This is a genomic window from Nonomuraea coxensis DSM 45129, assembly GCF_019397265.1.
Taxonomy (GTDB): Bacteria; Actinomycetota; Actinomycetes; order Streptosporangiales; family Streptosporangiaceae; genus Nonomuraea; species Nonomuraea coxensis.
This window is the reverse complement of the sequence record NZ_CP068985.1, coordinates 2440861-2460037: the sequence shown is the minus strand read 5'-3', so window position 1 is coordinate 2460037 and position 19177 is coordinate 2440861. Positions and strand designations below refer to the sequence as shown.

The window sequence follows — 19177 nt, the reverse complement described above, 5'->3', positions numbered from 1 at the left end:
GTTGTTTATGGGACGGCGAAAGCCCTGCGACACGCCGCCGAGTGTGTTTGACTCACGCGGTAATCACACCCTCTGGGAGGGTTTCACCATGGGGGAGTTCGTGGGGATCGACCCCAGCCGAGCACACGACCTCATCCGCCGCCTCGAAGCGAGCAGCATGCTCATGGACGGCGTGCGTCCTCTGATGGACGCGGCCGTGGCGGAGGCCGGCGACGACTGGGCCGGCCCGCGCCACGGCGCCGCCGCCGTGGCGCGGGCGCAGGCGTTCCTGCGCGACGCGCGGCGGGAGCTCAGGTGGCGTGTCGACACCGTCGAGCAGTCGGTGCCGGTGCGCGAGCGCGGCCTGCTCACGGCCGTGTTCCCGTTCGCCGGCGAGGCGGAGGCCACGCGGGCGGCCGGCGGGACGGCCACGGCCGTCCTCGCGGCCCTCGCCACCGGCCGCCACGACGAGGTCGAGCGAGCCCTCACCGCCCCCGCCGCCGGAACACCTGACAGCACGACCCGCGGGACAACGGACGGGACAACGGACGGGACGACCGGCGAACCGGCCCACGCGGCGGCGTTCGCGGCGGCCGGTGATCCGGCCTACGCGGCGGCGTTGCTGGGCGCGCTTGGGCCCGACGGGCTGGTCCTCGTCCTGCGGGGCTGGTCGGAGGCCGAGGTCCCCGGCGAACGCGACGGCCTGCCGCCCGCCGCGCTCGCCCGGGCGGCCGACGCCTCCCCCGGCCTGCTGGCGCGGGCCTTCGCCGGGGCCGAGCGCACCGGCCGGCTCGGCGAGGAGTGGCGTGAGCTGCCCGCGACCGCGCCGGCCGACGTGCTGACCACGCTGATCGCGCTGGCCCGCCCGTCGGGGGCGTTCCTCGACGCGGTCGCGGTCGAGCTGCTGAACCGCCGCCCGGACGCCGGCCCCGACTGGAACCTGCACCACCTCGCCGCCGCCTACCGCGTCTTCCCCGAGGCGCTGCAGGAGCTGCTGGCCGAGCGTCCGAAGGAGACCGGCGTCCTGCTGGACGCCTACGCCCTCGGCACCCACCCCGCCTACGAACGGGCCCTCGCCGGGGCGCTGCGGCACGCGCTGGAGCCCGGCGCGGGCGCGGACGGCCTGCGCGAACGGGCCTGGTCCTGCCTGACCGGCGCCCTGGACCCCGAGCACCGCCTGTGGCCGGCCCTGGACGCCGTCCCGAACGGGACCACCGTCCGGGACGAGACCGTCCAGAAAGCAGGACACCCTGTATGACCACGAAGCACCAGCTCCTCCGGCAGGCCGCCGAGAAGGAGTCGCTGGCCTCCGCCTTCACCCGCTACGCCCGCCGCCTGACCGGCGCGCTCGACGACGTGCCCGCGCGCCCGCAGGAGTGCGAGGCGTTCTGGACCGGCCCGGCCGCCGAGCGGTTCGCCGAGCGGGCCGCCGGGCTGCGCCGCGAGCTGGCCGAGCTGGAGGACTCCTGCCTGGCCACGGCCGAGAGCCTGCGCCGCCGCGCCCGCCTGCTCCGGGAGGACGCCGCCACGGCCGGCGACCGGTGACCGCGCCGCAGCGGCGACGCCGTCCCGCTGGTGACCCGGCCCGCTACTCGCGCATGCCGTCGAGGCCCCTGACCACGGTGGTGGTCAGGGTGCCGACCTCGGCGATGCCGATGGTCACCGTGTCGCCGTCCTGAAGGGTGAACGGCAGGTCGGGCACCAGGCTCGTGCCGGTGGCCAGCACCGCGCCGTCAGGGAAGACGTCCGCGCGGAACAGGTAGCCGGCCAGCTCGTCGAGGCGGCGGTGCAGGTCGGAGGTGGACGACTTGCCGTCCCACACGGTCGCGCCGCCGCGGGCGATGGTGAGCGTGATGTCCAGCGCGTACGGGTCCGCGACCTCCCACGCGGGCCTGATGGCCGGGCCGGCCGCGCACGCGCCCAGGTAGATCTTGGCCTGCGGCAGGTAGAGCGGGTTGACGCCCTCGATGGTGCGGGAGCTGACGTCGTCCACGACCGTGTAGCCGACGATCTCGCCGGCCGCGTTGAGCACCAGGCCCAGCTCCGGCTCCGGCACGTCGATCTCCGAGTCCGCCCGCACCGCGATCCGGCCGCCGTCGCCGGTCACCTTCCAGGCGACGGACTTGAAGAACAGCTCGGGCCGCTCGGCGTCGTAGACCAGCTCGTACACGTCGGCGGCGCGCTCGCTCTCCAGCACCCGCGCCTCGCGCGAGCGCCGGTAGGTGACGCCGGCCGCCCAGACCTCCATCAGGCCGTCCACCGGGGCCAGCCTGCGCACCGATCCGGAGGGGTGCCGGGGGCCGCCGCCGGGGGCGGTGACGCGCTCGCGCAGCTCCGCGGCGGGCAGCCGCAGCAGCTCGCCGACTGTGGTGACGCCGGCCAGCTCGGCCACGTGCTCGCCGTCGTCCACGCCGACCGCGGCGGCGCCGGTCAGAGGGCTGACGAAGCGTACGATGTGCATGCCTGCTCCTTGCGAGAAAGGGCCCGTCCGAGGGCAAGTCTCCCCTATCGGGTGACGCTCCGGCGCGTCAGACCACGTCGAAGTCCGCCATCATCGCCATGTCCTCGTGCTCCAGGTTGTGGCAGTGCAGCATGTACCTGCCGCGGTGGCCGGCGAAGCGGGCCAGCACGTCCACGACCTCGTACGGCCGCACGTCCACGGTGTCCTTCCAGCCGCCGTCCGTCGCCGCCGGGGGCCGCCCGTTGCGGGCCAGCACCAGGAAGTGGGCCAGGTGCACGTGCACGGGATGGTGGAAGTCGCTGCTGAAGCGCCAGATCTCGGCGGTGCCGAGCCGGGGCCGGGCCAGCGGGACGCCGGGCCGGTAGGGCCGGCCGTTGATCGTCCAGGCGGTCTGGGCGCGCCGGAAGTCGAACCTGCGGGTGGCGACGGCCGCCCCGACGTCAACGGGACGGGCGGCGGCGCGGGAGAGGACCCGCGGGACGGCGCTGTCGTCGGGGGCGCGGCGGGCGACGACGAAACGCATCACGTGACGGGCGGAGCCCTCGCCCAGGGCGTTGACCAGGGTGACCGCCGTGCCGGCGGGGTAGGCGGAGAAGTCGACCAGCACGTCCTGGCGCTCGCCGGGCGCGAGCGGGATCTCCTCGTGGGCCACCGGCGCGGCCAGCAGCCCGGCGTCGCTGCCGATCTGGACGAACGGCGTGCCGCCCGGCGCGAGCCGCAGCACGCTGGTCCACCGGGTAGCGGTACTCCTTCACGCCCTGGTGGTGGATCTCGGGGTGCCCGTGGGCGTGGTGGCCCCGGTAGCCGGCGGGGACGACGAGGTCGGTGGGGTAGCCGTCGGCGTCCGGCGGGTTGACGCCGCCGTGCAGGCCGGGGAGGATCTCCGCCTGGGCCGCCCGCTGGGTCACCTCGTAGCGGCCGGGGCCGGCCGGACGGGCGGTCGCGGGCACCGGGAGCGGCACCGTGAACGGCTCCGGCAGCGGCGCGGTGCTGGGCAGCAGCTCGCCGAAGTGCGTGCCGCACCCGGCCGCGGCGAGCCCGGCCGCGCCGAGCGCCCCCAGGAACGCCCTTCTCGACAGCGCCTTACTCGACAGCGCCCTACTCGACGGTGCCCGCCGCGACGGGGACCCGCTCATGCCGCGCTCCCCCGGCCCAGGCGCCACGTCCAGGCGGTGAAGACGGCCGACAGCCCGAAGACGGCCATGCCGAGGGGGAAGTGCAGCGATGACCCGAAACTGGCCGAGCGCCACTTGGACCGTCTCGGCCGCCACGAGCCCCAGACCGGCCAGGGCGGGCCAGAGGGGGCCGCGCCCCGGCCGCCACAGCAGGACCGCCGCCAGGAGTTGCAGGTACAGCAGGCCGTGGGTGACGCCGGCGTTGTCGCGGTGCCAGGCCAGCAGGTCCACGTCGCCGGTGACGAAGAGCCCGGCCAGCGCCGCCTGGGCGAGCACGCCGGCCAGGTGGGCGGTGGCGAGGACCCGCAGCGGCCACAGGATCCAGGAGGGGATCCGGGAGGAAGTGGTCATGGGACGCCATCGTGCGCGGCCGGGCTCCCCTCGGGCGTCGTTCGGCGGAGGGCATTTCGGCGGAGGGCATTTCGGCGTACTTCCCGCGTGGTACGCCGCCCCGCCCCGGCCCCTGACGTACGCCCCCGGGACGACGCCCGCCTCCGGCGCGACGCCCTACCGTATGGGGCATGAGCAGCCGGAGAGCCGACGTCCTGGTCGCCGTGGCCGCCCTGGCCGGGATCGTGGGCGGCACGTACGCCGGCCTGTCGTGGACGGGCCCCGGGGAGCGGCCGCTCGATCCCGCGGGCCTGATCCTGATCACCGTCGCGGCGCTGTCGCTGGCCTGGCGGCGCGCGGCCCCGCTGAGCGCCGGGGTCGTCGCTGCCGGGGCGGGGGTCGTCTACTACGCCGCCCACTATCCGGGCGTGTTCGCGGCCGGGCCCGCGCTGGCCTCGATCCACACCCTCGCCTCGCTCGGCCGCAGGGCGCAGGCGATCTGGCTGGCGGCGGGGCTGGCCCTGCCGGTGTACGGGCTCATGGCGCTGGCCGAGCAGGACCCGTCGCTCGGCGACGGGATGACGCTGCTGAGCGGCTGGCTGGTCGCGATGGTCGTGGTCGGCGAGGTGACGCGGAGCGGGCGGGCGTACCTGCGGGCGGTCGAGCAGCGCGCCGAGGAGGCCGAGCGCACCCGCGAGGAGGCGGCGCTGCGGCGGGCCGGCGAGGAGCGGCTGTGGATCGCGCAGGAGCTGCACGACTCGCTCACGCACACCATCTCGGTGGTGAACGTGCAGGCCGCGGTGGCGATGGAGCTGATGGACCGGGATCCGGCGCGGGCCAGAGAGGCGCTGGCGGCGGTCAAGGACTCCGGGCACGAGGCGATGCGCGAGCTGCGGGCCACGCTGGGCGTGCTGCGGCAGGCGGGGCCGGAGCGCGAGGCGGAGGCCGGGCTCGGCGGGCTGCCGGGGCTGGTGTCGCGGGCCGGACGGGCGGGGCTGCGGGTGTCGTACGCGGTGACGGGCGAGCCCTATCCGGTGCCGCCCGGGGTGGGGCGGGCCGCGTACCGGATCGCGCAGGAGGCGCTGACCAACGTGCTGCGCCACTCGGGCGCGGCGTCGGGCGCGGTGACCGTCGGCTACGATCCGGCGGGGATCACGCTGCGGGTGGACGACGACGGCGAGGCCGGGACGGTCACGCCGGGGATGGGGCTGATCGGGATGCGCGAGCGCGCGGTCGCGGCGGGCGGCTCGCTGACGGCCGGGCCAGGGCCGGAAGGCGGTTTCATGGTGCGCGCCGACCTGCCGGTGCCGGCGGGGGCGGCCCGGTGATCGAGGTCCTGCTGGCCGACGACCAGCCGCTCATCCGCGCCGGCTTCAAGGCGCTGCTGGAGCTGACCGACGACATCCGGGTGGTGGGCGAGGCGGGCGACGGCGCGCGGGCGGTCGAGCTGGCCCGCCGGCTGCGCCCGGACGTGGCGCTGCTCGACGTGCGGATGCCGCTGCTCGACGGCATCCAGGCCACCCGCAGGATCGGCGCCGACCCGGAGCTCGACGGCGTCCGGGTGGTGATCCTCACCAACTACGCGCTCGACGAGTACGTCTTCGCCGCGCTGCGGGCGGGCGCGTGTGGCTTCCTGCTCAAGGACATCGAGCCGGGCGACCTGCTGCGGTCGGTGCGGGTGGCGGCCGAGGGCGAGGCGCTGCTGTCGCCGTCGGTGACGCGCCGCCTCATCGAGGAGTACGTCAGCACCCCGCCCCGCCCGGCCGCCCGCCCCGAGGGGCTGGAGCGGCTGACCGAGCGGGAGCGCGAGATCGTCGCCCTGGTCGGCCGCGGCATGTCGAACGACGAGATCGCCGCGCACCTGGTGATCAGCGCGGCCACCGCGAAGACCCACGTGAGCCGGTCGATGACCAAGGTGGGGGTGCGCGACCGGGCGCAGCTCGTCGTCCTCGCCTACGAGTCGGGGCTGGTGGTCCCCGGCGGCCGTCCGTGACGGGCCGCCCGGCTCAGCCGGTCAGCAGCAGGTAGGCGTTCAGTCCCCAGATCAGCGTCCACAGCAGGACGGCGCCGAGCCGGCCGTCCGCCGCGCGGTCCCCGCTCATCAGCACCGCCTCGCTCCCCTTCCGCTCACCGTCCTCCTACCCGCCGACCGGCTCGCCGAGCGCGCTGCCGGCCAGCCAGTCCTCCCACGACTTGGCCCACGGCGTCGGGCCGTTGCCGAAGCGCAGCTTCCTGGAGGTCCCGGTGACCTCGATGATGTCGCCGCGCTGGGTGAAGTCGTAGAACCAGCGGGCGTCCTCCGGGCTGGCGTTGACGCAGCCGTGGCTGACGTTGCGGCTGCCCTGCGCGCCGGTGGACCACGGGGCGGCGTGGAAGAAGGTGCCGCTGTACGTCATGCGGACGTTCCACTTGGTACGGATGCGGTATTCGCCCGGCTTGCCGACGGTCGCGGAGTCCATGATGGTCGTGGCGGACTTCTCCTGCGCGATCATGACGCCGGAGTAGCTGTCGTCGCCGGGTTTGCCGAGGCTGACCGGGATCGTCCTGACGACCTCGCCGTCGGCGCGCACCACGGCGCGGTGGGTGCTCGCGCTGACCTTCGTGATGTGCGAGGGGCCGACCGTGAAGCTCAGGCTGCGGTCCTTCGTGCCCCACAGGCCCTCGCCCGCGCGCAGCCCCGCCAGGTGCGCCTCGACCGTGACCTTCTGCCCCACCGGCCAGTACGCGCGCGGCCTGAACTGCACCTCGCGCTCGCTCACCCAGCTCCACGCGCCCTCGACCGGCTTCGACATGCGCACCACCAGCGCCCGCTCGATCCGGGCCCGGTCCGCCTTCGCGGTCACCGGCTGCGACAGCAGGAGCTGCACGGGCATGCCGACGCCGACCCGCTCGCCGTCCAGCGGCGACATGCCGGTCTCCAGGACCCGTTTCGGCTTGAGCGTGGTGAACGTGGCCGTCGCCGTGACCGGCCGGCCGTCGGCGCCCTTGGCCTCGGCGCTCACGGTGTAGCGGGTCGAGGGACGTAACGGCCATCGGGGACGCCAGGTGCCGTCGGCGGCGAGCGTGCCGCGTACCTGGCGGCCCTTGGCGTCGGCCACGCTCACGCCGGTGAGTTCGCCCCGCGCCACCTTGACGCCGACGCCCGTGTCCGGCGGGACCTTCGTGGCCCCGTCGGCGGGCGTGATCGACAGGCCGGCCACCGGGCTCTGCTCCGCCGGCGTGCCCGCGCCGCCGGGCCGCGTGCCGCCGTCACCGCCCGCGCCGCCGCCGGAGGTGCAGGCGGCGGCCAGGAGCAGGGCCGCGGCGATCGTCGTGCCGTTCCGCATGATGCCTCCCGCCAGAGGAGAGCGGACAGTCGGGCGTATCGGACACCGCCCCTTCCCCCGAGGGCGGCGGGCATGCGGGCCGCGGGGTTGACAGGCGGCGCGGGCGCTCGCGCCCGCCCCGGCGGGGCCGGGCGCCGCCTCGCACTTCGGGCTCGCCCGCAAGGACTGCGTGGGCACGGCCGCGAACCGGACCTCGAAGGTCTGGTACACGGTCGCGGGTGGCGTCCTGTCGGACGTGTACGAGCCCACGATCGACAATACGAACGTCGAGACGATGCAGTTCATCGTCACCGACGGCCGCACGTTCACCGAGATCCAGGCGCGCGACACCACCTATCAGGTGGCCACCGGCCCCTCCGGCATGAGCTGCACGGTCACCTCCGTCAGCAGGGCGGGCCGCTACCGGCTGACCACGACGTACGTCACCGATCCCGATCGCGACGCCGTCGTGGTCCGCGCCAGGATCCAGCCGCCGGGGCTGCGGCTGTACGCGCGCCTCGACGCGAGCGTGAACGGCAACGGCGGCGGCGCCCCGGCCAACGGCGGCGCGGACGACGCCGTCGTGGACGGGCCGACCGGCGCCCCGGCGCTCTCCGACGACGGCACCGAGACCAGCGCCGCCGCCCGCGACTACGCCGTCCCCACCCATCTGGCGCTGCGGGCCGCGCGGCGGCTGCCGGAGGCGAGCGTCGGCTACGCGGGCACGCCAGGCGACGGCGCCGCCCAGCTCGACACCGCCCGCGCGCTCACCCCGTACGCGGAGGCGCCGGACGGCAACGTGGTCGCCACCGCGCGGCTGCCGCTCGACGCGGGCGGCGACCAGCTCGACGAGACGGCCTATCCGATCCTCATGGCGTACCAGGCGGGCCTCGCCGGCGACGCCGGGCTGTGGGACGACGTGCGGGCGGCGGCCGACTTCCTGCTCGCGCGCGGCCCGGCGTACGGGGTCGAGCGGTGGGAGGAGCAGTCGGGCCACTCGCCGTCCACGGTCGCGGCGCAGATCGCCGGGCTGACCGCCGCGGGTGAGATCGCCGACCGGCAGGGCGACGCCGTGCGGGCGCGGCTCTACCGGGCCACGGCCGACCACTTCGCCCGCTCGGTCAAGCGGTGGACGGTCACCACGACCGGCCTCTACGCGCCCCGTTACTTCCTGCGGCTGTCGCGGGCGGGCGACCCGGACGCGGCGGAGCCGTACAACCTGGGCAACGGCGGCCCCACGGAGGACCAGCGGCGCGTGGTGGACGCCGGGTTCCTGGAGCTGACCAGGCTCGGCGTCCTGCCGCCCGGCGACCCCGACGTGCTGGCCGCCCTGGCCCTCGTGGACCGGGCGCTGCGGCGCGACACCGCGCATGGCCCCGGCTGGTACCGCTACGGCAGCGACACGCCGGGCACCGAGGACGGCTACGGCGACTGCCACGAACCTGACCCCACCTCGTGCGCGCCGTCGGGCCGGCCGTGGCCCACCGGGAACACCGGCTCCGGGCACGTGTGGCCGGTCCTCGCCGGCGAGCGGGCCGAGCACGCGCTCCAGCGCGGCGACCAGGCCACGGCGACCGCGCTGCTGCGCGCGATACGCGAGCAGTCGTCGGGCACCGGGCTCGTGCCCGAGCAGGCGTGGGAGAACCCGGACCTGGCCGCGTCGCCGTACGGGAGCGATCCGGCGACCGCCTCGATCGGCCTGCGCGACGGCGGCCCGGCGGGCTCGGCCTCGCCGCTCACCTGGGCGCAGGCCCAGGCGCTGCGGCTGATCCTCTCGCTCGGCGGCACCCGGCCGGTCGAGCAGCCCGCCGTCGTCCGCCGCCGGTACGCCGACCGCGGCGGCGCGCCCGGGGCCGTCCCGCTCACCCTGACCGCCCCGGCCGACGGGAGCCCGGCGCCCGGCGCGTCCGTCACCGTCGAGGGCGTCACGGCGCCCGGCGCGCGGGTGGACGTCGCCGCCGCGCCCGCCGACACCGGCGCGCCCGCCCGGGTCGCGTCGGTACGGGCCGGCGCGGACGGGTCGTTCACGGCGGCGGCGCCGGTGTCGTTCGGCGAGGTCGTGCTCACGGTGAGCGCCACGACGCCCGACGGGCGCACCGGGTACGCCCGCCGCGCCGTGGTCGGCGACATCACCGGCGCGACCACCGTGCTCGACGTCGCCGACCCGGAGGGCGACGACCACGGGCCCGGCGTCTTCGCCTACCCGACGGCCGCCGACTTCCGCGACGGGGCCTTCGATCTGCGCCGCTTCCAGGTCGTCACCGACGACACCACCGTCTACCTGCGGGCCGAGCTGCGCGACCTGACGCCGACGTTCGGCAACCCGATGGGCGCGCAGCTCCTCGACGTCTACGTCCAGGACCCGGCCGTGGCCGTACGGTCCACCGAGGCGGCCTTCCCGCAGCGCAACCACCGCCTCGCCACGGCCGACGCCTGGACGCAGCGGATCGAGGCGCAGGGGTTCGCGGCGCCGGTGTGGGTGACGGCGGCGGGCGCGGCCCCGGCGGGCGCGGCGGTCCGGGCCTCGGGCGCCACCAGGACGATCACCGTCGCCCTGCCCAGGGACGCCTTCGGCACGCCGGGCCCGGGCTGGCGCTTCGCCGTGGTGCTGCACGGCCAGGACGGGTACGCCGCCGACCAGGCGCGCGGGTTCGCGGCGACGCCGCAGCCGTACCTGTTCGGGGTGTGCGCCGAGGGCGGGACCCAGCCGCTGTGCGCGGCCGACCCCGCGACGATGCCTAAGGCGATGGACGTGCTCGTCCCGGCGGGAAGCTCCCAGGAGGACGTGCTGAACCCGCTGCCCGGCCCGGTCACGGTGCCCGCCGTCCCGGTGCCCTGAGCCGCGCTCAGGCGAAACGCTCGACCGTGACCGGGATCAGGCCCTGCCTGCGCACGGCCTGCCGGTGGTAGTTCAGCAGCGTCTCCAGCGTGGCCAGGGAGCCGCCGCCGAGCCGCGCGGTCACGTCCACGCACCAGGCGATGCCGGAGCCGATGCGGCGCAGCTCCCACGTGAAGCCGTGCCCGCCCGCGCTGACGGACGCCTTGCCGACCACCCGCGGATCGCCCGTGGGCTCCAGCCGCAACGCCGCCTGCGCCGCCGCCAGCCCGTCCGCGCCCAGCTCGCCGGCGAACAGGATGCGGTAGCGGCGGTCCTGGGCCGCCCCCGACCCCAGCCGGAGCGGGGCGGTGGTGGGCAGCGGCTGGCGGCGTCTGAAATGCTCGCGCAGCTCGTCCTCCTCGGGCAGCTCTCCCCCGCCGAGCCGCGCGTACGCCTCCCGAGCCGTGCGGCGGCCCGCCGGCCGTACCCGGGCGCGGAGCGCGCCGTCGGAGCGGATGAGGCGGCTGACCTCCGGCGCGGCCAGCCACTCCCCCGTCTCCGATCCCCACTCGGCGCTGTCGATGCCGGTCGCGGTGAAGTCCTCGCAGAGGACGAACTCCTCCACCAGGACTCCCGCCAGGGACCGGTCATGTGCCGAGGTGGAGATCAGGTAGTAGTCCATTCCCCGCATGATCCTCGGCCCCGGATCGCCGGATCAAGCCTCCGCGCCGTGCGCCGCGGGCGAGGTCCGCCGGGGGCGCCGGCCGCGAGCACGGTTCGCCGCGAACCAGGTGCGAGTGGCGGATGTCCAACCGATAGGGGATGGTCCCGGCGGCGGGGCCGGTGATGGGGGGATCACATGAGCACGGGTGCGAGGCGGGTGGCGGCGCGGGTGGCCGCCGCGGTGGTCATGGCCACCGCGCTGTGCGCGACGGCCCACCAGCGGCTGGCCGCGGGAACGCTCCAACCGGCCGGCACGAGCCCGGCCGTGAGCGCCGCCCCGAGCCCCGGCGGCGGGTCCGCCACGGGCCCCGGCACCAGCCCCAGCCCGGGGTCCGGCACGGGGTCCGGTGCGGGTGCGGCGGTTGTGGCGCGGGTCGCGGGCGCCCGGGAGACCGTCGTGAGCAGGCGTGCCGTGGTGGCGGAGGGCGCCGCCGGGCGGCGGACGGTCGACTGCCGGCGGGTCAAGTGCGTGGCGCTCACCTTCGACGACGGCCCGGGCCCGTACACCGGCGAGTTGCTGCGCCATCTCGCCGCCCACCAGGCGCGCGCCACGTTCTTCGTCGTCGGCCAGAACGTCGCCGCCCACCCCTCCGTGCTGCGCCGCGCCGCCGCGGCCGGGCACGAGATCGGCAACCACACCTGGTCGCACCAGGACCTGACGAAGCTGTCGGCCGGCGCCGTCCGCGCCGAGCTGGCCCGCGCCGACCGGGCCGTGAAGGCGGCGACGGGCTTCGTGCCCGCGCTCGTCCGGCCGCCGTACGGGGCCTTCGACAACGCCGTCCGCACCGGGATCAGGCGTCCGCTCGTGCTGTGGAGCGTGGACACCCTCGACTGGCTGCACCGCGACAGCGCCCGCGTCGCCAGGGTGGCGATCAGGTCGGCCAGGCCAGGCGGCGTCATCCTGTTCCACGACATCCACCCGACGACCGTGCGGGCCGTCCCCCGGGTGCTGAAGGCGCTGTCCAGGCGGGGGTACACGTTCGTCACCGTGAGCGAGCTGTTCGGCGGCCCGCCGCCGCGCCTGGTCTACACCGGGGACGCGCCGCCCCGGCACTGAAGGCTGGGGAAATCCCGGGGCACTCCCCCGGGGCGCGGCCGGGCGGGCGCGCGTACGGTCCGAGTCATGAGCATGCCCGAGGACCTCGACCACGTGTTCGCCTGGCTGACGGCGGTGTTGCAGGGCCCGCGTTCCGGCCTGTACGGCGGGTTCGACCTCCAGGACGGCGACCGGGACCCGGCCCCCGGCCTTCCGGCCCGCTACGGCGGCCAGGACCGGCCGGAGCTGACGGACGCCACCCACGTGCGCGACCTGCACGCCGACCTGCGCGAGCTGGGCTTCCTCCTGGCTCCCGAGGACGAGCCGCGCTTCGGCCGGCACAGCCGGTGGGCGGTCCAGGAGTTCCAGCGGTACGCGGGGCTCGCGCAGGCCGCGGTCGCCCGGCGTCCCGGCGCGGCCGTCCTCGCGGCGAGCCTGCCCGCGGGCGGCGTCTCCGCGCGGGTGGACGGGGTGACGGCCCTTCCCGGCCAGGTCCCGTTCCGGGTGCGGGTGGACGAGGAGATCGTCGAGGTCACCGGGATCGCGGGCGGCGAGCTGCGGCTCGTCCGCGGCGCGGAGGACACGACGCCGGCCGGCCACGCGGCGGGTGCCCGGGTGGAGCCGATCCGCTGGTCCGACCGGCTCGTGCCGCGCCCCGCCCGCTTCCACGAGCGCTACACCGGCCCGGTCAGCGGAGTGGTGAACCCGTGGACCCGTTTCGCGCTGCGCCGCTGGAAGGACGCCGGCCGCCGCTGCCCCGTCGTCGTCGAGGCGTGGGACCTGCGGGCCGGGCAGCCCGACCGGCTGCACACCCTTCCCGCCGACGGCGCCCGACCCGCGCGGCGGGCCGACAACCTCTGGGGTCCCGACGACATCGGGACGAACGCTCCCCGCGTCTTCGCCCGCGACCTGACCCGGGCCTGGAACCGGCCGGCCCGCCTGCCGGTCGCGCCCGCGCATCCCGAGCTGGACGTCGTCGGCGACTGGCACGCGGTGACCCGGCCGCCGCAGAACCCGGCCGATCCGCCGGTCGTGGTGTGGTCCGGCCCGTGGTCCTTCCCGAACTTCTGGCACACCTGGCGGCCGGAGGGCGAGGTGCTGCCCGAGCACCTGCTGCCGCGCGACCCCGGGGGCGGCGGGCCGGCCCTGGAGCGGCTGGTGGCCGAGGGGCCGGTGGCGGCGCTGAGCACGTACAAGGTGGTGCGGGCGGTCGGCGAGGTGGAGCAGGTCGGCTACTTCGACGTGCTGAACGCCTACGACGCCGGGTTCGTCTCGTTCGGCCCCTGCCACTGGATCGCCGGGTTCGCGGCGGACCCGGACCCGGCCGCGCCCGTGGCGGACGGTGAGCTGTGGGGGTTCCTCTCCTACCTCAAGGCCACCGATCCCGGGGCGTTCGAGGAGGCGGTGGGCCGCTGGGGCGTGGACGTGGCCCACGATTGGGGGACGAACGGCGCCGCCCTCTTCAAACCGGGCCAGCGCAAGTACGAGTCCCGCCCGCTGACCGACACCGAGGCCGGCGCGCCCGCGCCGCTCCCGCAGGTGGTCGCGGAGTTCGACGTCTTCCGCGGCTGGCACTGGTTCTACCGGCTGCAGATGGCGGCGCGGACCGTCGACGGGTTCCGCCGCCGGATGTGGCACATGGCCCGGCTGCGTCTCCGCGACCTCGGCGAGACGCCGTGGGACGGCCCGGGCGAGCCGGTCACCTGGACGGTCCCCGGCCCTGACGGCGACCGTCCCGCGCGGATCAAGGACGTCTTCACGTCCGAGCGCGCGATGGCGCTGATCTACCGGTGGCACATCAGGAGCCCGGCCCACATGGTCTCCTCCGGGCGGGCCGGTCCGCGGCTCCGCACGGTGTGCGAGGACGCCGTCAACGAGGACCAGGCCCTCTTCGCGGGCGGCCCCGCCACCTGGGGGGACGCCGCCGAGCAGGCGCTCATCCGGCACCTGCTGAAGGTGGCGGAGAAGGCGCAGGGGCCGCTCGCGTCCCTGCGGGAGGTGCACGACTGGCCGCAGTGGGGGGCGGGTTCGCGCGGCTTCACGCTGCCGGTCGCGGTGCTGCCGGTGGCCTCGGACGGCGGGGGGCGGCGGCTGCTGGCGGAGCGGGGGTCGTTCGTCCTCGACACGAGCGACCTGCCGGAGCCGCCCCTGTGACGGGGGTCCGGCAGGACGCTGGATGGGCCGGACGCCGCCCGTCAGTCGCGTTCGACGGGCGGCGTGCCGTGCGTGTGGAAGGACTCGATGGTCTTGAGGCCCCACGCCTGGCCCTTGGCCCGCTCGGCCTCCGTCCAGGTCACGACCCGCCAGTCGGGGGCGAGGATGAGCCGGGTGAGCGGGTTGCACAGCTCGACGCGGTTGCCGCCGGGCTCGTACACGTAGAGGAAGAACGTCTGCTGGATGGCGTGCTTGTGCGGGCCGGTCTCGATGTGGACGCCCCGCTCCAGGCAGATGTCGGCGGCGCGCAGGATGTCCTCGCGGGTGTTGGTGGCGAACGCGATGTGGTGCAGCCGTCCCGAGGAGCCCGACCAGTCGTCGGTGAAGACCAGGTCGTAAGACTTGTTCCCGAAGTGCAGCCACTGCGCGGCGATGCGGCCGCTGTCCAGCATGATCTGCTCGGTGACGCGGGCGCCGAGCACGTCGCGGACGAAGGCCCCGTTCGCGGCGGCCTCGGCGGCCAGGAAGTTGACGTGGTCGAGGCGGCGCACGCCCACCCCGTGGCCGGGGAACGCCTGCGGCTGGTTCTTCAGCGCCGGGCGCAGTTCCTCGGGGGCCTCGTACCATTCCGACTCCCAGTACAGGTGCATCTCGTGCCCGTCGGGGTCGCGGAAGGCGTACGTGGGGCCGCGCCCGGCGTCGCCGTCGCGCCAGCCGATGCCGAGCCCGGAGTCCTTGATCGCCGCGATCCGGCGGTCCAGCGCCTCCTGGCTGCTCGCGCGCAGGCCCGTGGCGCGCAGGCCGGAGGTGCGGTGGGCGGTCAGCTTGAGGCTGTGGTGCTCGTAGTCGTCGTAGGTGCGCAGGTAGACGGAGTCGCCGTCCTCGCCGGCGCGGGTCATGCCGAGGATCTCGGTGAAGAACCACAGGCTCCGGTCCGGCTCGGGCGTGAGCAGCTCGACGTAGGCGAGGTGGGCGACGTCGTGCAGCAGGGCGTTCATCAGGTGGTCGGTCCTTCGTCCGGTCGGGGGCGGGGGAAGACCGTCCCGTCGAAGAGCTTGCGGGCGGTGCGCACGTTCGCGGCGCGCACCGCGGTCGGCGGGTCGGTGGTGAGGTCGAGCTCCACCTCGACCTCCAGGTGTCCTGTGGGGTGCTCGACGTCCACGCGGGGGCCGTCGGGCAGCCGGGCGAAGCGGCGGGCCACGCCGTCCGGCAGCAGCGCGGCGGTCACGACGCTGACCGCGCCGAGGACGCCGATCGAGGTGTGCGGGCGGACCGGGATGAACGTGCGCGTGCAAAGCGCGCCCCCGTCGCGGGGCGGCGCGACGAGCGTGGTCTTCGGGACGGACGCGCCGGTGACGTCGCCGAGCCCCATCAGCTTCCCGGCGCGCAGGCGCAGCGCCTGGACCCGGCCGGCGAGCGCGGCGTCGGCGGCCAGCTCCTCGTACGGCTCGTAGCCGGTGACGCCGAGGTCCGCCGCCGCCGCCACGACGACCGGCATGCCGTTGTCGACGCAGGTGACCTCGATCCCGTCGATGACGTCCACCTGGTTCCCGGTCGGCAGCAGCCTGCCGGTGCTGGACCCGGCGGTGCCGGCGAAGCCGAGCACGACGGCGGCGGCCGTGCCGGGCACGCCGGAGATGGCGGTGCCGCCGCGGTAGTCGACCCGGCCGCCGGGGGTCGGGAAGCGGGCGGTGGCGAGGCCGCCGGTGTTGACCAGGCGGATGCGGGTCTCGGTGTGCTCGCCGGACGCCGCGACCAGGCCGCGCTCGACCGCGAACGGGCCGACGCCGGCGAGCAGGTTGCCGCAGTTCTGCGTCCTGGTGACGACCGGCTCGTCCACGGCCACCTGGAGGAACAGGTAGTCGAGGTCGGCCGCGGGGTCGGCGGAGCGCGACACCACGGCGACCTTGCTGGTCAGCGGGTGGGCGCCGCCGACGCCGTCGATCTGGCGCGGGTCGGGGCTGCCGAGGACGCGCAGCAGCAGTTCGTCCCGCTCGTCGGGGTCGGCGGGCAGGTCCTCGGCGAGGAAGTACGCGCCCTTGGAGGTGCCGCCGCGCATCAGCATGCAGCGCACGCCGGCGTCGTCGCGGTCAGGCACCGTGGTCCCTGTCGTACTCGTCGGCGGTCAGGTAGACGATGCCGAGGTCCGGCAGCCGCTCGCGCAGCCCGTACCGGTCGAGGCCCAGCTCGCCCTTGAGGAACGCCTCCCGCGTGGCGGCCTCCTTCGCGGCCCGCGCCCCGGCGGCGGCGATGCCGCGTTCCAGGTCGCCCCGGGGCACGACGAGCACGCCGTCGTCGTCGGCGAGGATCACGTCGCCGGGCCGGATGATCTGGCCGCCGATGGCGACCGGCACGTTGACGGCGCCGGCCGTGGCCTTGACGGTGCCCTGCGCGCTGACGGCCGCGCTCCAGGCGGGGAAGCCCATGGCCCGCAGGTCGGCGACGTCCCGTACGCCGGCGTCGATGACCACGCCGCGCACGCCCCGGTGCCGCAGCGCGGTGGCGAACAGCTCGCCGAACATCCCGTCGGTGCACGGTGACGTGGTCGCGACCACCAGCAGGTCGCCCTCGCGGCACTGCTCGACGGCGACGTGGATCATGAGGTTGTCGCCGGGCCAGCAGAGCGCGGTGACGGCGTTGCCGCCGACGCGGGCGCCGGGCCAGGCGGGGCGCAGGCGGGGGCCGAGGTAGCCGGTGCGGCCGAGCGCCTCGTGGACGGTGGCGACGCCGTACGCGGCGAGGACGTCGACGCGGGCGACGTCGGCGCGCGGGACGCCGGTGACGACGACGTTCCTCATGCGAGGGTGTCCGTCACCTGCGGGTAGAGCCGCATGAACGCCTCGGCCCTGGTGTCGTGGGGCAGCCCCAGGTTGGGCCCGGCGTTGCGCTTGAGCTGCACGCCGCGGCGCACCGCGAGGTCGGTGTAGTAGTCCCACATGTGCCGCTGGGCCGGCAGGCACTCCATGGCCTTGCGCTTGGCCTCGAACACCGGGGTGATGTCGAGCAGCACGTCGGGCTTGAAGTCGCACTGCTCGGGCTGGTGCGGTTCGAAGAAGAACACCGGGGGCGCGCCGAGCGGCTCGCCGGGGGCGTCGTAGCCGGCCGCCTGGGCCAGCACGCGGGCCTGGAGCGCCATGCGGGCCGCCGCCGGGTGGTCGCCGTTGTACGGGTCGGCGAGCGGGTGGGTGAGCACCACGTCGGGCTCGCTGTCGCGGTAGACGCGCACCAGCCGGTCCACGAGTTCGGGCGTCTCCACCAGCGGGTAGTCTCCCGCGTCGAGGAACTCGATCTCGGCGCCCAGCGCGGCGGCGGCGTGCTCGGCCTCCTCCCGGCGGATGGTCTTGATCTCGTCGAGGGTGTGGCCGGCGCGCCACGCCTTGGCGGACTCGCCGCGCTCGCCGTAGCTGAGGCACACCACCTTGGCCCGGTCGCCGCGGTGGGCGGCCAGTGCGATGGCGCCGCCGGCGCGCCAGACGAAGTCGCCCGCGTGGGCGCTGATCACCAGAAGGGTGCGAGGAGTCTTTCCCGAGGTCACGCCATGACGCTACGAGCGGTTCCAGCGGATTGTCAACACTTTCGTCGCCAATTGCGCCGGAAGGCGGGTCCGGTAGGCTGCCGCGGCGGGAAGAATCGACAATATTGTCAACGATGAGGGAGTGAGAGCGCATGGAGGAACGTCCACAGGTGGCGCTGCTCGGCCACGGCGAGGCCGGTCGCGTGCTCGCCGCCGGCCTCGCCCCGCGCACCCGGCTGCGCGTGTACGACCCGGCGTACCCACCGGGCGGCCCCACCCAAGGGCCGGCGGAAGGCGCGCTGGTCGCGAGCAACGCCGAGGCCGTGCGCGGGGCCGAGGTGGTGATCGCCGTGACCACCGGGTCCGACAGCCTGGCCGCCTGCGCGGAGTCCCGCCCGCACCTGAGGCCGGGCGCGCTCTACGCCGACCTCTCGACCGCCGCTCCGGGCGACAAGCGCGAGATCGCCGCCCTGGTGGCGGCGGCCGGCGCGGTCGCCGTGGACGGGGCCGTCATGGCGCCCGTCCCGCTGCGCGGCCTGTCCACGCCGATCCTGGCCAGCGGCGCGGGCGCGGAGCGTTTCGCCGCCTTCGCCCGCGCCCACGGCATGGACGTGACCCCGATCGGCGGCGAGCCCGGCGACGCCGCGGCCCGCAAGCTGCTGCGGAGCGTGCTGGTGAAGGGCCTCAGCGCGCTCGCCATCGAGGCACAGGGCGCCGCCGAGGCCGCCGGGCTGGCCGAGTGGTTCTGGGAGCACCTGGTGGAGACGGTGACCGCCGCCGACGAGCGCTTCGTACGGCGCCTCCTGGAGGGGGCGGCGCAGCACGGCGTCCGGCGGGTGCACGAGATGGAGGCCGCCACGCGCATGCTGGAGGAGCTGGACGTCCCGCCGACGATGACCGCCGCCACGGCGGCCACCCTGCGGCGGGTCACCGAGACCGGCCTCCCGCGCTTCCCGGGCGGCGACCGGTCCCCCGGGCGGGGGGACGTCAGTCCGCACTCGACTCCAGGGCCTTGACCACGCTGCGCAGGTGCTGCTGCATGCTCGTCTGCGCGGCCTCGGGGTCGCGGGCGACGATGGCCGCCACGACCAGCTCGTGCTGCGGCAGCGACACCGCCGCCCGTCCCGGCTGCCGGGCCAGGCGGAACTTGTGCCGCACCACCTGCGCCCCCAGCCGTTCGATGATCGCCGCCGCCGTGCGGTGCCCGGCGACCTCGCGGATCTTGGCGTGCAGGGCGACGTTGAGCTCGGAGTAGCGGTCGAGATCGTTGACCTCGACGGCGGCCCGCATGTCGGTGACGATCTGCCGCAGCTCGGCTGCCTGCTCCGGCGTCACCCGCTCGGCGGCCTTGTACGCCGCCAGCCCTTCCAGCACCATGCGGACCTCGGTGATCTCCACGGCCTCGGCCTTGGAGATCACCCGGACCCTGGCGCCCTTGTTGCGCATGATCTCGACCAGGCCCTCGGACGCCAGCTCCTTGAACGTCTCGCGCACGGCCGCCCGGCTCGCCCCGAACTGCTCGCACACGTCGGCCTCGATGAGGCGCTGGTTGGGCACGAAGTCCCCGCCCAGTATGACCGCCCGTACGCGGTCGGTCAGCGTCTCCTCCAACGGAAATCCTCCCGCCGTATGCGTGGACTAGGTAAACAATATTATCGACAATCCTTCCGCCCGCAGGCGTC

The 19177-nt window shown here is 75.6% G+C and carries 20 protein-coding genes; 9 read left to right on the top strand and 11 right to left on the bottom strand.

The annotated features are described in order from the left end of the window. Positions 1-88: 88 nt before the first annotated feature. The gene (locus Nocox_RS11730; protein WP_020545914.1) at positions 89-1237 is read left to right on the top strand and encodes a hypothetical protein; all 1149 of its coding nucleotides are present in this window, start codon (positions 89-91) and stop codon (positions 1235-1237) included. Further along, positions 1234-1524, top strand: a complete 291-nt coding sequence (locus tag Nocox_RS11725) for a hypothetical protein (RefSeq protein ID WP_020545913.1) — start codon at positions 1234-1236, stop codon at positions 1522-1524. Before Nocox_RS11730 ends, Nocox_RS11725 begins: the two co-directional genes overlap by 4 nt. Before the next feature lie 43 nt (positions 1525-1567). On the opposite strand, the gene Nocox_RS11720 is transcribed toward Nocox_RS11725, so the two are convergent. From Nocox_RS11720 to Nocox_RS44120, 3 genes are all read right to left on the bottom strand, one after another. After that, a complete protein-coding gene (locus Nocox_RS11720; RefSeq protein ID WP_020545912.1) occupies positions 1568-2440 on the bottom strand; it encodes a fumarylacetoacetate hydrolase family protein in 873 nt (290 codons plus the stop codon). Positions 2441-2507: 67 nt separating this feature from the next. Next, complete coding sequence (locus tag Nocox_RS11715) at positions 2508-2963, bottom strand: multicopper oxidase domain-containing protein (protein WP_211212778.1); 456 nt, start codon at positions 2961-2963, stop codon at positions 2508-2510. After that, a complete protein-coding gene (locus Nocox_RS44120) occupies positions 2881-3501 on the bottom strand; it encodes a hypothetical protein (RefSeq protein WP_425517791.1) in 621 nt (206 codons plus the stop codon). The genes Nocox_RS11715 and Nocox_RS44120 overlap by 83 nt, the downstream gene beginning before the upstream one ends. Here Nocox_RS44120 and Nocox_RS42980 point away from each other — a divergent pair. The 3 genes from Nocox_RS42980 (at position 3404) to Nocox_RS11700 (ending at position 5938) form a co-directional block, all read left to right on the top strand. Beyond that, entirely contained in the window at positions 3404-3616 is a 213-nt protein-coding gene (locus tag Nocox_RS42980) for a hypothetical protein (RefSeq protein ID WP_246649773.1), read from the top strand. The genes Nocox_RS44120 and Nocox_RS42980 overlap by 98 nt on opposite strands. Before the next feature lie 520 nt (positions 3617-4136). Beyond that, entirely contained in the window at positions 4137-5273 is a 1137-nt protein-coding gene (locus Nocox_RS11705; RefSeq protein WP_026214912.1) for a sensor histidine kinase, read from the top strand. Further along, positions 5270-5938: a response regulator gene (locus Nocox_RS11700; RefSeq protein WP_020545909.1), complete on the top strand. Its 669-nt coding sequence runs from the start codon at positions 5270-5272 to the stop codon at positions 5936-5938. The genes Nocox_RS11705 and Nocox_RS11700 overlap by 4 nt, the downstream gene beginning before the upstream one ends. Positions 5939-6083: 145 nt before the next feature. Here Nocox_RS11700 and Nocox_RS11695 read toward each other — a convergent pair whose 3' ends face one another. After that, positions 6084-7271 (bottom strand): L,D-transpeptidase, encoded by a 1188-nt coding sequence (locus tag Nocox_RS11695; protein ID WP_020545907.1) that lies wholly within the window; start codon positions 7269-7271, stop codon positions 6084-6086. A gap of 169 nt (positions 7272-7440) precedes the next feature. Here Nocox_RS11695 and Nocox_RS11690 point away from each other — a divergent pair, with 169 nt between their 5' ends. After that, complete coding sequence (locus Nocox_RS11690) at positions 7441-10089, top strand: glucodextranase DOMON-like domain-containing protein (RefSeq protein WP_020545906.1); 2649 nt, start codon at positions 7441-7443, stop codon at positions 10087-10089. 7 nt (positions 10090-10096) lie between these two features. Here the strand turns inward: Nocox_RS11690 and Nocox_RS11685 are convergent, their stop codons facing one another. Next, positions 10097-10750 carry a hypothetical protein gene (locus tag Nocox_RS11685; RefSeq protein WP_020545905.1) on the bottom strand — a complete coding sequence of 218 codons (654 nt, stop codon included), beginning with the start codon at positions 10748-10750 and terminating at the stop codon, positions 10097-10099. 173 nt (positions 10751-10923) lie between these two features. Continuing rightward, on the bottom strand, positions 10924-11130 hold the full coding sequence (locus Nocox_RS11680) for a hypothetical protein (protein ID WP_157383337.1): 207 nt from the start codon (positions 11128-11130) through the stop codon (positions 10924-10926). A 58-nt stretch (positions 11131-11188) separates the two neighbouring features. Here Nocox_RS11680 and Nocox_RS11675 point away from each other — a divergent pair, with 58 nt between their 5' ends. Both Nocox_RS11675 and Nocox_RS11670 read left to right on the top strand, forming a co-directional pair. Continuing rightward, complete coding sequence (locus Nocox_RS11675) at positions 11189-11848, top strand: polysaccharide deacetylase family protein (RefSeq protein ID WP_157383336.1); 660 nt, start codon at positions 11189-11191, stop codon at positions 11846-11848. Between the two features lie 66 nt (positions 11849-11914). Then, the gene (locus Nocox_RS11670) at positions 11915-13981 is read left to right on the top strand and encodes a peptidoglycan-binding protein (protein WP_157383335.1); all 2067 of its coding nucleotides are present in this window, start codon (positions 11915-11917) and stop codon (positions 13979-13981) included. 41 nt (positions 13982-14022) lie between these two features. Here the strand turns inward: Nocox_RS11670 and Nocox_RS11665 are convergent, their stop codons facing one another. From Nocox_RS11665 to Nocox_RS11650, 4 genes are read right to left on the bottom strand one after another with little or no spacing between them, the layout of a single operon-like run. Continuing rightward, on the bottom strand, positions 14023-14979 hold the full coding sequence (locus Nocox_RS11665) for a catechol 2,3-dioxygenase (protein WP_020545901.1): 957 nt from the start codon (positions 14977-14979) through the stop codon (positions 14023-14025). Next, a complete protein-coding gene (locus Nocox_RS11660; RefSeq protein WP_020545900.1) occupies positions 14979-16079 on the bottom strand; it encodes a 4-oxalomesaconate tautomerase in 1101 nt (366 codons plus the stop codon). The genes Nocox_RS11665 and Nocox_RS11660 overlap by 1 nt, the downstream gene beginning before the upstream one ends. After that, positions 16072-16779, bottom strand: coding sequence for a 4-carboxy-4-hydroxy-2-oxoadipate aldolase/oxaloacetate decarboxylase (locus tag Nocox_RS11655; RefSeq protein WP_020545899.1), 708 nt, complete (start codon positions 16777-16779; stop codon positions 16072-16074). The genes Nocox_RS11660 and Nocox_RS11655 overlap by 8 nt, the downstream gene beginning before the upstream one ends. Next, positions 16776-17516, bottom strand: coding sequence for a PIG-L deacetylase family protein (locus tag Nocox_RS11650; protein WP_026214910.1), 741 nt, complete (start codon positions 17514-17516; stop codon positions 16776-16778). Before Nocox_RS11650 ends, Nocox_RS11655 begins: the two co-directional genes overlap by 4 nt. A 131-nt stretch (positions 17517-17647) precedes the next feature. Between Nocox_RS11650 and Nocox_RS11645 the strand changes: the two genes are divergently transcribed. Continuing rightward, positions 17648-18511, top strand: a complete 864-nt coding sequence (locus Nocox_RS11645) for an NAD(P)-dependent oxidoreductase (protein WP_051112703.1) — start codon at positions 17648-17650, stop codon at positions 18509-18511. Here the strand turns inward: Nocox_RS11645 and Nocox_RS11640 are convergent. Then, entirely contained in the window at positions 18483-19106 is a 624-nt protein-coding gene (locus Nocox_RS11640) for a GntR family transcriptional regulator (RefSeq protein ID WP_020545896.1), read from the bottom strand. The genes Nocox_RS11645 and Nocox_RS11640 overlap by 29 nt on opposite strands. Positions 19107-19177 lie beyond the last annotated feature (71 nt).